The organism is Sporosarcina sp. Y352 (genome assembly GCF_056786535.1).
Window position 1 is genome coordinate 1 of sequence record NZ_JBXCJE010000005.1, and the last position, 13,284, is coordinate 13,284.

The 13,284-nt window shown below is 41.7% G+C and carries 16 protein-coding genes, 5 tRNA genes and 1 rRNA gene; 1 reads left to right on the plus strand and 21 read right to left on the minus strand.

Translation table 11 applies throughout. The features are described 5' to 3' along the window. The 21 genes from AC1TO6_RS09690 to acpS all read right to left on the minus strand — a co-directional run. A 16S ribosomal RNA gene (locus tag AC1TO6_RS09690) occupies nt 1–96 on the minus strand; the annotation flags it as partial. Nucleotides 97–437: 341 nt separating this feature from the next. After that, nucleotides 438–511, minus strand: a tRNA-Gly gene (locus tag AC1TO6_RS09695). Nucleotides 512–616: 105 nt separating this feature from the next. Then, nucleotides 617–703, minus strand: a tRNA-Leu gene (locus AC1TO6_RS09700). Between the two features lie 61 nt (nt 704–764). Further along, nucleotides 765–840, minus strand: a tRNA-Lys gene (locus tag AC1TO6_RS09705). 50 nt (nt 841–890) lie between these two features. Further along, nucleotides 891–965, minus strand: a tRNA-Gln gene (locus AC1TO6_RS09710). A 150-nt stretch (nt 966–1,115) separates the two neighbouring features. Next, nucleotides 1,116–1,190, minus strand: a tRNA-Glu gene (locus AC1TO6_RS09715). Nucleotides 1,191–1,380: 190 nt separating this feature from the next. Further along, nucleotides 1,381–1,839, minus strand: a complete 459-nt coding sequence (locus tag AC1TO6_RS09720; RefSeq protein WP_482101416.1) for a SprT family protein — start codon at nt 1,837–1,839, stop codon at nt 1,381–1,383. Between the two features lie 23 nt (nt 1,840–1,862). Further along, the gene (locus AC1TO6_RS09725) at nt 1,863–4,019 is read right to left on the minus strand and encodes a Tex family protein (protein WP_482101417.1); all 2,157 of its coding nucleotides are present in this window, start codon (nt 4,017–4,019) and stop codon (nt 1,863–1,865) included. Between the two features lie 98 nt (nt 4,020–4,117). Then, nucleotides 4,118–4,714, minus strand: a complete 597-nt coding sequence (locus AC1TO6_RS09730; protein WP_482101418.1) for a PP2C family serine/threonine-protein phosphatase — start codon at nt 4,712–4,714, stop codon at nt 4,118–4,120. After that, nucleotides 4,714–5,559 carry an RNA polymerase sigma factor SigB gene (gene sigB / locus AC1TO6_RS09735; protein WP_482101419.1) on the minus strand — a complete coding sequence of 282 codons (846 nt, stop codon included), beginning with the start codon at nt 5,557–5,559 and terminating at the stop codon, nt 4,714–4,716. Before sigB ends, AC1TO6_RS09730 begins: the two co-directional genes overlap by 1 nt. After that, the gene (gene rsbW, locus AC1TO6_RS09740) at nt 5,534–6,007 is read right to left on the minus strand and encodes an anti-sigma B factor RsbW (protein WP_482101420.1); all 474 of its coding nucleotides are present in this window, start codon (nt 6,005–6,007) and stop codon (nt 5,534–5,536) included. Before rsbW ends, sigB begins: the two co-directional genes overlap by 26 nt. Beyond that, nucleotides 5,994–6,335 carry an anti-sigma factor antagonist gene (locus AC1TO6_RS09745; RefSeq protein ID WP_482101421.1) on the minus strand — a complete coding sequence of 114 codons (342 nt, stop codon included), beginning with the start codon at nt 6,333–6,335 and terminating at the stop codon, nt 5,994–5,996. Before AC1TO6_RS09745 ends, rsbW begins: the two co-directional genes overlap by 14 nt. Nucleotides 6,336–6,406: 71 nt before the next feature. Beyond that, nucleotides 6,407–7,420 carry a SpoIIE family protein phosphatase gene (locus tag AC1TO6_RS09750; protein WP_482101422.1) on the minus strand — a complete coding sequence of 338 codons (1,014 nt, stop codon included), beginning with the start codon at nt 7,418–7,420 and terminating at the stop codon, nt 6,407–6,409. Between the two features lie 14 nt (nt 7,421–7,434). Continuing rightward, nucleotides 7,435–7,836: an anti-sigma regulatory factor gene (locus AC1TO6_RS09755; protein ID WP_482101423.1), complete on the minus strand. Its 402-nt coding sequence runs from the start codon at nt 7,834–7,836 to the stop codon at nt 7,435–7,437. A gap of 2 nt (nt 7,837–7,838) precedes the next feature. Continuing rightward, entirely contained in the window at nt 7,839–8,201 is a 363-nt protein-coding gene (locus AC1TO6_RS09760; protein WP_482101424.1) for an STAS domain-containing protein, read from the minus strand. Next, entirely contained in the window at nt 8,198–9,028 is an 831-nt protein-coding gene (locus AC1TO6_RS09765) for an STAS domain-containing protein (protein ID WP_482101425.1), read from the minus strand. Before AC1TO6_RS09765 ends, AC1TO6_RS09760 begins: the two co-directional genes overlap by 4 nt. A gap of 163 nt (nt 9,029–9,191) precedes the next feature. Then, nucleotides 9,192–9,542 carry a type II toxin-antitoxin system PemK/MazF family toxin gene (locus tag AC1TO6_RS09770; protein WP_067205315.1) on the minus strand — a complete coding sequence of 117 codons (351 nt, stop codon included), beginning with the start codon at nt 9,540–9,542 and terminating at the stop codon, nt 9,192–9,194. Between the two features lie 4 nt (nt 9,543–9,546). Beyond that, the gene (locus tag AC1TO6_RS09775; RefSeq protein WP_482101761.1) at nt 9,547–9,837 is read right to left on the minus strand and encodes a transcriptional regulator; all 291 of its coding nucleotides are present in this window, start codon (nt 9,835–9,837) and stop codon (nt 9,547–9,549) included. 133 nt (nt 9,838–9,970) lie between these two features. Continuing rightward, the gene (gene alr / locus AC1TO6_RS09780) at nt 9,971–11,110 is read right to left on the minus strand and encodes an alanine racemase (protein ID WP_482101426.1); all 1,140 of its coding nucleotides are present in this window, start codon (nt 11,108–11,110) and stop codon (nt 9,971–9,973) included. A 68-nt stretch (nt 11,111–11,178) separates the two neighbouring features. After that, a complete protein-coding gene (locus tag AC1TO6_RS09785) occupies nt 11,179–12,183 on the minus strand; it encodes a LolA family protein (protein WP_482101427.1) in 1,005 nt (334 codons plus the stop codon). A 58-nt stretch (nt 12,184–12,241) separates the two neighbouring features. Then, complete coding sequence (acpS, locus tag AC1TO6_RS09790; protein WP_482101428.1) at nt 12,242–12,595, minus strand: holo-ACP synthase; 354 nt, start codon at nt 12,593–12,595, stop codon at nt 12,242–12,244. A 66-nt stretch (nt 12,596–12,661) separates the two neighbouring features. Between acpS and AC1TO6_RS09795 the strand changes: the two genes are divergently transcribed. Then, the gene (locus tag AC1TO6_RS09795) at nt 12,662–13,279 is read left to right on the plus strand and encodes a rhomboid family intramembrane serine protease (protein WP_482101429.1); all 618 of its coding nucleotides are present in this window, start codon (nt 12,662–12,664) and stop codon (nt 13,277–13,279) included. Nucleotides 13,280–13,284: the final 5 nt, after the last annotated feature.

Sequence of the window (13,284 nt, forward strand, 5' to 3'; positions counted from 1 at the left end):
AAAGTTAGAGAGCAAGCTCTCTAACTTTCGCTCGACTTGCATGTATTAGGCATGCCGCCAGCGTTCGTCCTGAGCCAGGATCAAACTCTCCATAATAGAAGAAAATGAATAGCTCATTTCTTGCTGACTTAAGGAGGAATTAATTCCTCCTCTGAATCCGAAGATTCTTGTGTGTGTTTCTTTTCGTTCGACCGAAATCGACTTACTTCGAAACGTTTTGCTCAAGTGCGTTCACACTCTCGCGATATCTCATTGATGTTTTGCTGTTCAGTTTTCAAGGTTCATTTGGTTCGGAATCATTTACGATTCTCTTTTTTTAAGTTCGCTACTGTTCTTACAGCAACTTTCTTAGTATAGCATTCGCTATTTAGGAAGTCAACAACTATTTCATTTTAACTTTCAAGCGATATTCACAAATTTGTTTCTAATAAGTAATATGGAGCGGGTGAAGGGAATCGAACCCTCATCATCAGCTTGGAAGGCTGAGGTTTTACCACTAAACTACACCCGCGTATATAATATTGGCGCATCCGACATAAGTTGGATGATAACCATTTTCCTTTTGATAAAACGAACTGTTCATGAGGTAGAGAACTTTTTAACTACGAAAGTGATTTGGTGCGGTAAAGAGGACTTGAACCTCCACGGGGTTAACCCCCACTAGGCCCTCAACCTAGCGCGTCTGCCATTCCGCCACTACCGCGTTGTTTTAGCGACAAACCTTATTATATAGCATACAATTCATTTGTCAACATTTTTTTAAATGGTGAGCCATGCAGGATTCGAACCTGCGACCCTCTGATTAAAAGTCAGATGCTCTACCAACTGAGCTAATGGCTCTTTATTATATAGAAGAGATATTCTTCTTGCGCTTCACGCAGGTAAAACATTGGCTGGGGTAGCTGGATTCGAACCAACGAGTAACGGAGTCAAAGTCCGTTGCCTTACCGCTTGGCTATACCCCAATGATACCTAATTCAGCAATATAGTTTCACACTGTACAAAACTTATTCATTTCGTTACTTCGTATTCAACCTTATGGATGATTCTTTTCGATACTTCAAATCGAAGTTCTTATGGATAACTCTTTTCAATACTTCGTATTGAAAAAGTTTTGGTGACCCCTACGGGATTCGAACCCGTGATACCGCCGTGAAAGGGCGGTGTCTTAACCGCTTGACCAAGGGGCCATGTTGAATGCTTATATCTTCATGGAGGAAGAATCGTTCTCCATAATGTCTCGGTGTCTTTCCCAACCGACTTTTCCTATTATAAAGAGAGTCATCCATTTCGTCAACACTTATTTATAGATTTGTTTTATGAAATATCAAAAACACGATCAGACCGCAGTTTGCGATGACTGATCGTGTTCTTTTTATACTAAACAGGTTGTATTTCTTCAATTCGCCCTGCACATTTTCCGCATCTGTATTTGGTAACGTCCATTCTCCTTTTACGGTTGTAGAGTAACTTACAAGATACACACTTATAGACACGGAGCGAAACTACCTTACGATTCCGTTCAGTAAGTGGTCGGCAAAACCTCGGGGATGATGTGCTTTTCAGCAAATTCCTGAAGTCCACATCACGGTGCCGATAACCTCTTCCTTCTATATGAAGGTGGTAGTGACAAAGCTCATGTTTAATTACACCCACCAGTTCATCTATTCCGTGCTTAACTAGAACTAATGGGTTAATTTCTATGGAATGGTCTGAAAGCATATAACGACCACCTGTTGTTCTTAGCCTTTTGTTAAACCGGGCACTATGAATAAACGGCTTGCCGAACGCTTCATCCGAGACTTTCTCTATATATCTCTGCAGTTCTTCATCCGTCATAGTTACCACCTCCAGTTCCACTATCATTTAGTTGACGGTGGCAACATCGTCAATGAAATACGTCCTTTCCCTTTATCGACGCCTTCTACCCAGACAGTGACGATGTCACCAGAGGCCACAACGTCAAGAGGATGTTTTACAAAGCCTTTTTTTAATTTGGATATATGAACAAGACCGTCTTCCTTAACGCCTATATCAACAAAAGCACCAAAATCAACTACATTACGGACTGTTCCTTGCATTTCAAGACCTTCGTAAAGATCCTTCATATCGAGGACATCTGCTTTTAAAAGCGGTTGCGGATAATCATCACGTGGATCCCGATTCGGTCTTTGAAGTGTTTCAATAATGTCTTTGAGCGTCACTTCTCCAACATTCAACTTAATCGCTAGGGCTTTACTATCGAGAGCCGACAGCGCATCAGAGGTTTCTTGCTTTCCTAGCAACTTCTTACTTGCTCCTGATTCTTCTAATATTTGTTCGGCTAACTGGTAGCTCTCAGGGTGAATACCAGTCGAATCAAACGGATCCTTTGCATCAGGCACTCGCAGGAAACCAATCGCCTGTTCATAAGTCTTCGCGCCAAGGCGTGGTACTTTCTTTAATTGATTGCGTTTCGTAAAGAGACCATTTTCTTCACGTGACTTCACAATATTTTCTGCAACCGTTTTGGATAATCCCGCGACATATTGAAGCAGCGACGAGGAAGCAGTGTTGACATCAACCCCTACCCGGTTCACTGCCGTTTCGACGACAAATGATAATGATTCGGATAGGCGTTTTTTTGCAACGTCATGCTGGTATTGCCCGACACCAACAGAACCCGGATCAATTTTCACTAGTTCCGATAATGGATCCTGTAAGCGTCTCGCTATAGATACCGCACTCCGTTGTTCAACTTGAAGTTCAGGGAATTCGTCCCGTGCTTGAGGTGAAGCTGAATAAACACTTGCGCCTGCTTCATTTACAATTACATACGAAACACCCGCTTGTGCCTCTTTTATACAATCTACTATGAACAGTTCAGACTCACGTGAGGCTGTCCCATTTCCGATTGCAATAATAGTAATCGGATACTTTTTCAATAAATCCAAAATCGTCCGTTTCGATTTTTCTTTTTCCATTTGTGGCTGATGCGGATAAATTACTGATATTTCAAGCAATTTACCTGATTCATCGACAACCGCAAGTTTGCATCCTGTACGGAAAGCCGGGTCAAGGCCCAGTACAACTTTCCCTTTCAACGGGGGTTGCAGAAGTAGACTTTTTAGGTTTTCTGAAAATACATGAATTGCCTGTTCTTCAGCCTTTTCTGTCAGTGCCGCCCTGATTTCCCGTTCAATTGAAGGCGCTATCAAACGCTTAAACGCATCCTCTGTCGCTTCTTTTACGTATGGTGCAGATGGCGAATGCGGTTTGCGAATTAGCTCACGTTCAAGTCCTCCAGAAATTCTATCGACTGGGAAAGAAATCCCAACGCGTAGCACATCCTCTTTTTCACCGCGGTTTAAAGCCAAAACGCGATGAGGTACAATTTTCTTCAAAGGTTCTTCATATTCATAGTAATTTTCAAAAACATTTCGCTTGTCCTCTGCACCTTTACGTATCGCTGAGACAATCATCCCATCTGACCATGCTAATTTCCGTATGTTTTCGCGTATTCCAGCGTCGTCAGCAAATTGTTCAGCCATAATATCTCGAGCACCAGCAAGCGCATCTTCAACGCTATTGATACCGCTTTCTTCATTGACAAAAGGATTGGCTAGCTGTTCTGGTGATTCTCCTGAAAACTCCATTAGACTTTTCGCTAATGGCTCAAGGCCGCTTTCAATTGCAATCATCGCACGAGTACGTCTTTTTATTTTGTAAGGTCTGTAAAGATCTTCAATTCGCTGTAAGACAGTTGCACCTTCAATCGATTTTCTTAATTCCTCGTCCAACTTACCTTGTTCATCGATCAGGCGAATAACTTCTTCTTTTCGTTGTTCAAGCCCTTTAACATAATTGTAAGCATCCTCAACCGCTTTAATCTGTACTTCATCCAGCGAACCGGTTTCTTCTTTCCGGTACCTTGCAATGAAGGGGACAGTGTTTCCTTGGTCAAGTAATGCGATAACCTTTTCAGTTTGATGTATACTGACGGCCGCTTTACCAGCTGTAGCCTCAACAATATGCCTCATCAATAAATTCACCCTTTCTTTACTTTCTTAATTTTACCAGAACTGCATCATGAGTGCCTAATTAAAGAAAAGCACGCACAAAAAAACCTACTTCCGTTTTATAGAAGTAGGCTGCCCGCTATAAATGTGGCGTCGTCGCCGTGTTCAATCGATTGGAGCACGTTTTGGTATAATTCATAAGGTCCAGAACTTTCCTTTAATGTTGCTTTCGGACTTCTCAGTATGACACCGTCCGAATGGAGAAAGAATAAATCACCTTTGGAATAGTCATATTGTTGTGTCTTTAACTTTTGTGGTCTACCCGATAAATAACCCATTACAGGCAAAGGATAAATCATCTTATCACAATCATGCAGCATATAAAAACGTACATTTCCTACACAGCTATACTGAATCGTTTTTTGTTTATAATCCACTTTGACAATAGCTACAGCTGCTCCACGTTTTTGCACCATATGCTCATTGCAACGGCTAAGTAATTCATCAATTGACTCGTGATGATACTCTTTCAATACTTTAGGTATGATTTGAGATGATTGACGCGCAATTGGTCCATTACCAAGTCCATCAGCAATTGCACAGATGAAATAACCTTCCTCTTCATGGATGAAATACGTGTCCCCACATTCTCGATTCCCAAACTTCGCCTCTTGGTAAACATATGCTTCGACATGATTCGTTAAGATTGAATCCACTACGATACACCGCCAGCCGCCAATATTGCTTCCTGCAACTTTTTAATCGCTTTTCGTTGTAATCTTGAAACGTGCATTTGAGAGATTCCGAGTAGCTCTCCCGCTTCTTTTTGGCTTAGTTGGTCAATATATGTATACTGAATAATTTGCTTTTCACGTTCCGACAACACATTTAGAGCATTAGCAACAACCATGCGTTGATCTGTTTTCTCAAAACCGTCATCATTTTCCCCGATAATATCAAATAGAGTAACCGTGCCACCTTCAGAATCTGCTTCTAGGGTATGGTCCATAGAGAGAGCTTGATAACTTCTTCCCATTTCCATTGCTTCAAGAACCAGTTCTTCATCCACATCTAGGTAATCCGCAATTTCACTGACCAGGGGCGAACGTTGCATTTCTATTGTTAACGTCTCAACTGCTGCTTTAATTTTCGGTCCGAGTTCTTTTATACGTCTTGGGACATGTATTGCCCATGTTTTATCACGTAAGAAACGTTTAATTTCACCGATAATTGTCGGCACTGCGAATGCTTCGAAACTTCTTCCAAATTCAGGATTATAGCGGCGTATCGCTCCAAGAAGACCTAGCATACCTACTTGTGCTATATCTTCATGAAAAGGCTTTCCATTCGAATACTTTCGTGCTAATGATTGGACAAGCCGTTCATAGTGTACTACTAGTTTCGTCTGTGCTTCATCGTCATTCGTCTCCTGGTATTGCTTTATCCATTGAAGGACTTCCGCCTTTGTTCCAGTTTCACGAGGAGAAGGGTCTTCTATAATAGGTTCGACGGTGGGTTTTTCATTCCCTTCAGACTCATGAGGTGATTGTTCGTTCGACATCCTCATCGCCCCGCTCTCCACCTAGGTATTTGGTCATAAAGACCGTTACACCCTCTTCATGATGTACTTTTACATCATCCATAAGTGTTTCCATAAGGTAAAGGCCCAATCCTCCTTCCCGAAGAAACTGTACCTCCTCCTTTTCATTATACGGTCCTACACTCTTTTTCGTATCCTCGAAATTAAAGCTTTTTCCGTGATCCGCTACCATAATTTCTAATTTATCCGCGAAAAGGGCACAACCAACCACCACTTCGCCTTCATCGTCTTCTTTATATGCATGTTGGACAGCATTTGTAATCGCTTCACTCGACGCTATTTTTAAGTCTTCGATTTCATCATATGTAAAACCAAGTCGACTAGCGAGACCTGAAATCGCGAGACGTGCTACACCAACATATTGAGCTTTTGCGGGAACTCGAATTTCAATGTAATCATACGGTTGCATCTACGTCCCCACTTTCTTCCATTTCAATATCCATAACTTCTCCCAAGCCAGTTATATCAAAAAGTTTTTTCAAACGTGTGTTAACGCCAACAATTTTCACATGTCCTCCATTGGCCTTGACAGCTTTATAAAAACCAACAAAAACTCCCAATCCTGTACTATCCATATAATTAACTTCAGACAAATCCAATTCTGCTTGCATATCAGTTATTTTTTCAACAGTTGCAAGACGTTCTCTTAACATTGGTGCTGTGAAGGCGTCAATCTCCCCAACAATTTTGAAACGCTGAACACTATTCTCTTCTAACAACTCAACTTGCAAATCCATATTTCCACCCCGAATTTCTCTGTTTTTATGATAACGCATACTATAAATTAGGATACCCTTTATTGCAAAACTTAAACCTTTTCAATCTCTTTCTTAAAAATGACGAGAGTAAAATCATCACGTAAATGAAAGTCTTGAAGATAGGCCAGTTTTTGGTATACCGTATCGGCTATTTTTTGCGCGGATTCATCTTTCACTTCCAGCATAATATTTTTAATCACTTCATCATCAATGAAACCTGTTTCCGTTCGGACCTCAGTCACACCATCCGTCATCATCGCGATAAAGTCGCCCTCTTCCAAGATAACGGAATGCTCTTCATAAACAACATTCGGATGAACACCAAGCAGTAGTCCTTTTGCGTTTAGCTCCGTAAATGTACCAGTGGATGCTCTATACATAATGGCGGGTTCGTGTCCCGCAGAACCGTATGAGAAACTTGAATCTCTCGCATCGTACTTTCCGTAAAACATGGAAATAAACATCGAATCATCGACACTTTTTTCAACGATTCTATTTACGATATCAAGGACATGGCGCGGACTTGTGTTTTCGTTTTGCAAACTGTCCATTCCAAATTTAATCATCGACATACAAAGTGCTGCCGGAATCCCTTTACCTATAACATCAGCCACAGCTACGCTTGCTTCAAAACTAGTGTCATTGAGAAAATAAATATAATCGCCACTCATTTGTTTTGCGGATTCTGTTACAAGCCCGATATCAAGTTCTTTGAAGTCTGGTTTTCTGGTTTTCAGCAACGTATCTTGCACTCTAACCGCTAGGTTCATTTCCATTTGGAGTTCTTCCTGCTTTCGAATAAGGCTCTGATGTTCTTGTAAAGCAAGCCCATAGTGAATCATCATTTCTATCAGAAAGTCAAACGAATAATTCAGCTCATCCGACATAGTAGGAAGGACTTCTGTCAGTGCCGTTTTATGAATACTAATCACTTCTTCAGGCGAAATTTCTTTCTCGATGAATTGCCTACTAAACTGCTGTCCTATATAAAGTTCCTCTTCGTTTTGTCCATCTAAGTATTTCCGCAATATTTGTTTGTACTGCTTTGAAACTTCCTTAGGCATCCATCATCATCTCCTTAGCGAAGCCATTTTGTGGCGGTGATTATTGTACCCACACCCAGTTCCGTTTCGACTTTGAATTCATCCATGAGCCTTCTCACACCTGGCATTCCGGCACCAAGTCCTCCGGATGTTGAAAAACCATCTTCCATCACTTTACGCATATCCGGAATCCCCGGACCGTCATCAGATGCAATAATTGTAATCCCGTAGATGTCATTCTCAGAAAGTCTTTTAATTTCAATTTTACCTTTTCCAGCATATAAATAGATATTACGCGCCAATTCGCTAATAGCCGTAGTAATTCTCGCCTGATCGACCGTTCCAAAACCAGACTTCTTCGCTTCATTCCGGCCCAGCTGTCGGGCGGCAACAATGTCCCACTCCGTGTATATGTCTACAGAAGACCAGTACTCCATGGTTAGGCCTCCAATTCTTTATGAAGTTTATCCAATCCGTTTTCGAGATCGAGTGCCGTCATAACGTTTTCCAGACGGATGCCTAATTCTATAAGCGTAATCGCTACTGCTGGTTGGATTCCTGTGATCACAACTTTAGCCCCCATCAACCCTGACATGCTGATGACGTCACCCAATACTTTTGCAATAAATGAATCTATGAAGTCTATTGGTGTCAAATCGATAACAACACCTCTAGCTGTCGTTTCATGCATTTTTTTCAAAAGGTCTTCTTGGAACTGAAGTGCGGTATGATCGTCAAGCTCCCATTGAACAGAAACAATTAAAGTGTCACCCAGTTTTAAAATCGGGATTCGCATATTCATGAATTATCAACCTCCACGATCGTTCGGTTTGTAAGTCCAAGAGCCTTCTGCATCCCACGTTGCAATGTGCTAGTCGTCGTAAAGTCGTTGAGATTTATGCCAAGTGTAACGATAGTTTGAGCGATTTCCGGACGAATTCCTACCAGCATACATTTCGCTCCGACAAGTCGTACTGCATCTGCTGCTTGAATGATGTGATGGGCTACCATCGTATCTACAACGGGGACGCCAGTAATATCCAGAAGAACGACTTCAGCTCGTTGTTTCACTACACCTTCAAGTAGATTTTCCATGATTAGTTTGGCACGCTCTGTATCGATTGTTCCGACAAGCGGCATGACAGAAATTTTGTCGAAAACCGGTATCAAGGATGCAGATAGTTCCTGCAATGCGATTTTTTGCAAACTGACTGTCCGTTCCCATTCTGCCGAATAGGCTTCAATGATACTTTCACGGAGAGGCATAATCCAGTTATCAAAGATTGTCATAAAAGCTCTGAGATTACCAGCATCAATAACCCCTTTTTCTTCCAATAGTTTAAATACAACCTGCGAGAAATTATCAATCGCTTTATTAACGAATTTGATAGACCATCCGAAACGAACGACCTTTTCTGTAAATTCGTTCAACTTTTCTGAATGAATAACATTCGCTTCATAAATATTCGATGTCATTAATGCAGCAAATTCACTACTCGTCTTCTCTACAAGCTTCGTAGGCATGAAATGGAAGAACTTCTCTCCCTTTTCGTCCTTCATAAGTTCTTTCCATCTTTCAATTATCTCTATGATATTCTGATCAATGCTTTCTACCATCTTAATATTCATAAGTGTTTCGATAAGCCTCCTTTTGAATTGAAAACCATTGTCTCTTCATTGTATCGAAAAAGAGGACGCAATACACTTTTTTTGTCGACAGACATGCTGTTAATATGAATTAATCGAAAAAGACATCATGGAAATATCTCCATGATGTCCCTTATATGTATGCTCAGAATTTGATTAGACCGAAACTAACTTCTAGCGCTTCATCGACCTGTTCCATCAAAAATTCATCTAGATGTGTAATCTTATCGGTAAGCCTCGACTTGTCGATTGTGCGGACTTGTTCGAGCAGAATAACCGAATCCCGCTCGAAACCATATCGTACCGCATCGATTTCAACATGTGTAGGCAATTTCGCTTTTTGAATTTGCGCAGTGATAGCCGCAATAATGACTGTCGGGCTAAACCGGTTACCTATGTCATTCTGAATGACAAGAACCGGTCTCGTTCCTCCCTGTTCAGAACCGACGACAGGCGACAGATCTGCAAAAAAGACGTCTCCACGTTTTATTGCCAACTTTTCATCCTCCGCTTACGAGACGTTCCACCGTATGCTGGGCTTCGTATTCCACATGCAAGCATTCCGTGGCGATTTTAAGGTTGATTTGCGACATTTCGAGATAACCGTTCATCATCTCTTCTCTGATCGTATCCGATTCATAGTCGGTTACATATCGCTTTGTCGAAATATAAACTGAATCTCCACGGTCCAGCTCTTGATGGACGACCGTATGTTCATTTTCGTTCAGCATCCGTTTCGGAATTTTAACAATAACTTCTTTTATGTTTTTATTTGCACCCAACTTCAGCACCTCCGACAAAACCGTTCCTAATCTCAATACTAGTCCATCTTACCATTGAATACCGACAATGAGAAGACATAGAAGGAACTTTATTGACAGGATTCTGCAAAAGTGCTAGTTTATTTTGTCGAAAGTACGGATATTATACATACTGCCCATCTTTTCCTGTATATATTCTCGGTACTCGTTTGGCGATGGTTACTGCAATTTCGTACGGAATCGTTCCAAGTCGTTCCGCCCACTCTTCCATCGTAATTTCTTCTTCCCCTTGACGACCAATCAGCACTACTTTTTCCCCAATTGGTAATTCTCGTGAAAGTTTTACCATGCATTGGTCCATACAGATCGTTCCAACAATCGGCATTCGCTCACCACCAATAAGAACTTCCTGTCCACGTAGCCCACGCTTTAAACCGTCTGCATAACCGATAGGAATTGTGCCAATCCATTCATCTCCAGAAGTTTCATATGTCCCGCCGTAACTGATTCGATTGCCAGCCTCCAACAACTTTACATAGGCAAGTTCACTTTCAAGTTGGAATGCTTTTTTGAGTTGAAACGGCAATTTCCCTCCTACGTATTCTGAAGGTGCAATTCCGTATAGTCCGATTCCGAAACGGACTGCGTCAAGAGCATATTCAGGATAGAGAAGGGTTGCCGCGCTGTTTGATGCGTGAATGAGCCGAGGTTTTTTCGGCAATGTATTAACAAGCTGCATGAATGTCGCAAACTGCTCTTGTGTGTGGTCTGGATCTTGTTCATCTGCACAAGCAAAATGAGTAAAGATGCCATCCATAAGCACAAATTCAGATTTATCGACGATATTAACAAGGGATTGGAGCTCACCTGCATCTCTCAATCCTATTCTTCCCATTCCGCTATCAATTTTTACATGAATTTTCAACGGTTGCACAAATGTTGCACTACCCCCTATTGCCGCTTGTAACCATTCAGCACTATATACTGTAATTACAATTCCTAGCTTAGCTGCTTTTTCAGCAAACGCAAGCGGAGACGGCCCCATGACGAGGATGTCCCCGCTAATTCCCGCCAATCGGAGTCGTACCGCCTCGTCCGGTGTTGCAACCGAAACCATTTGTGCACCTGCTTCAAAAGCCGCTTTTGCAACTTCCACTTCCCCGTGGCCGTATCCGTCCGCTTTCACAACCGCAATTATTGCAGTCTTATTCCCCAAGAAGTTCTTTAAATTTCTGACGTTATCCCGAATAGCTTCAAGATTGACGAGCGCTTGCGTCGGACGATAGTGAACAGAGTTTTCCAAGCCAATCCCTCTTTTATATTGTAATACTCTCTATTATCAATCCTCTGCACATTCTACGTCAACTAAAGTTATTTTTCACCATCCGCCATCATCGATCCGGCCACTTCAATCATTTCTTCTGGCGTTAATGTTTCGGATGCGATAAAGAATGAAACTCCTTCACTTTCCCAGCGAATTGATTTGTCTGCTAGAGCTGCAACTGTGAATCCAAGATCTACAGGATCACCTTCAATAGATACTGGCATTTTCGTGTCTGGTCGAACTGCCGGCTCTTGAATAATGATGAATTCTTTATCTCCACCATAGGTCATGAATGAACGTGTGCCACTTTCTGTTTCCACACTTTTTTCATCGACAAGATTGCCTTCCGCCCAAGTGACTGATGGATAGTACGTGGCGAGTCCAGTTTTTTCATCTTCTGTAGGCTCAGTCTCTTTACCAGTATTCGTGTCATCCATATCTACTGCATAATCTGCAGCTTTCCGTTCTACACCAAGAGTAATCTTTTTAAATGAAATGCGAATTTTCTCAACCTTATTTTCATCCAGTACGGAAACATACGTTGGTAGCAATGTCTTTTTGTCAATATGAATCTGTTGAGTCGGCAAAACCTTCTTATGATTGTTTCTTGTGGCAGTTTCAAAGACATATGTTTTGTCTTTTTCCGTCATCGTTGCATTTTTATCCGCTTTAATATCATCTGACAGAGCGCCAATCAAGTATGCCTGGCTATTTTGCGCTGGCCAATCACTTTGAAACTTATACGTCTTACCAAGCGATGGCGTAACAACATAAACGCCTTCTTTATTGCGCACAATCATCTGAGAGTCCTTGCTTCCAGCCTGTGTTACGTTAACACGATAAAAGGCAGGTTTTGTATGCCAGACAGCAACATCGTATAAACGCGGTTCTGCTCCAGTCTTAATCTCCATTGTTGCTTGCAAATCATACCCTTTCGTATCATTCCACTTCCCACTGAGCTTCTTCATGACATCCTCTTTTGACGGCGCCCCACATGCCGCGAGGATTACCATGACCGCAACTAACAAAAAAACAAATATCCGGCTACGCATACAGTTCATCCTTTCTCATTTCAATCGGGTAGGTCATCTTATGAGGAAGGACGAACAATTATGCAAGAAGGATTACTTGAGCTGCAGCAACAGTTCTTGTGTGAGTGATGGATATTAAGCCATTTACTGCGATTCCTTTAAAAAATAAATTCGGTTTCCCACTTTGTTCAGGCAATATACTAATGTCCGTGAAATTGCACTGCGTACCAATTCCTGTCCCCTTCGCTTTAGCAAATGCTTCTTTTCCTGCAAATCGTCCCGCTAAGAATTCCGTCCTGCGGTGGCTTGTGTGTTTTTCGTAAATGACTAACTCTTCCTTCGTTAAGATGCGCATACGGAACTTCGATGATTTATTATCTAATACGGAAATTCTTTCTAACTCAACAATATCAAGCCCAATTCCTTCAATCAATCGAACTCCTCCTTTCCAACCTGACAAGAAAATATGTATAATGAAATTATAGACTGAGGTGAATAGATGTTTAGCCGTACAGAAAGCTTTTCGCAATATATCCGCCTATATCCGGTGGTGACGTTTTTCCTTGCTGTCAATATCCTAATTTACGTAGTGACAATGCTACCATTCATCGGGGATCCTGTTTTTGAAGCGGGCGTGGGCGTCAACTATCTTATCTCCGACGGGGAATGGTGGAGACTTGTTACTCCGATGTTCCTTCACGGTGGTATTATGCACGTGCTGTTCAATATGTTCTCTCTCTTCATCTTCGGACCCGAACTTGAGAAGATTGCAGGCAAGGCACGTTTCTTAACAATTTATCTGCTCTCGGGCATGTTCGCAAACATAGCAACATTTTTCCTGCAGCCCCCCGAATATGCAAGCGTAGGAGCCAGTGGAGCGATTTTCGGGATTCTAGGAGCGTTTGGTGCACTTGTTTATTACACAAAGCGCATCCTTCCACAATTAAGACAGATCATCCTGCCGATTATCGTAGTCAGTATAGTAATGACTTTCATCCAATCCAACATTAACACAACCGCACATATAGCAGGCTTAGCAGTCGGTTTTTTAATTGGTCTTAGTTACTTCCACCCAAAACGTATTGGTAGTTGGAATAAGAGAAAGAGAACAAGATAAGAGAG

What these genes read in the sequence shown, in the direction of transcription:
- AC1TO6_RS09755 (WP_482101423.1), bottom strand. Translation starts at nt 7,836, where the DNA reads ATGGAGTACTGGTCTTCTGTAGACATATACACGGAGTGGGACATTGTT.
- AC1TO6_RS09785 (WP_482101427.1), bottom strand. Translation starts at nt 12,183, where the DNA reads ATGCGTAGCCGGATATTTGTTTTTTTGTTAGTTGCGGTCATGGTAATC.
- AC1TO6_RS09760 (WP_482101424.1), bottom strand. Translation starts at nt 8,201, where the DNA reads ATGAATATGCGAATCCCGATTTTAAAACTGGGTGACACTTTAATTGTT.
- AC1TO6_RS09725 (WP_482101417.1), bottom strand. Translation starts at nt 4,019, where the DNA reads ATGAGGCATATTGTTGAGGCTACAGCTGGTAAAGCGGCCGTCAGTATA.
- AC1TO6_RS09720 (WP_482101416.1), bottom strand. Translation starts at nt 1,839, where the DNA reads ATGACGGATGAAGAACTGCAGAGATATATAGAGAAAGTCTCGGATGAA.
- AC1TO6_RS09745 (WP_482101421.1), bottom strand. Translation starts at nt 6,335, where the DNA reads ATGGATTTGCAAGTTGAGTTGTTAGAAGAGAATAGTGTTCAGCGTTTC.
- rsbW (WP_482101420.1), bottom strand. Translation starts at nt 6,007, where the DNA reads ATGCAACCGTATGATTACATTGAAATTCGAGTTCCCGCAAAAGCTCAA.
- AC1TO6_RS09765 (WP_482101425.1), bottom strand. Translation starts at nt 9,028, where the DNA reads ATGAATATTAAGATGGTAGAAAGCATTGATCAGAATATCATAGAGATA.
- AC1TO6_RS09795 (WP_482101429.1), top strand. Translation starts at nt 12,662, where the DNA reads ATGTTTAGCCGTACAGAAAGCTTTTCGCAATATATCCGCCTATATCCG.
- AC1TO6_RS09750 (WP_482101422.1), bottom strand. Translation starts at nt 7,420, where the DNA reads ATGCCTAAGGAAGTTTCAAAGCAGTACAAACAAATATTGCGGAAATAC.
- sigB (WP_482101419.1), bottom strand. Translation starts at nt 5,559, where the DNA reads ATGTCGAACGAACAATCACCTCATGAGTCTGAAGGGAATGAAAAACCC.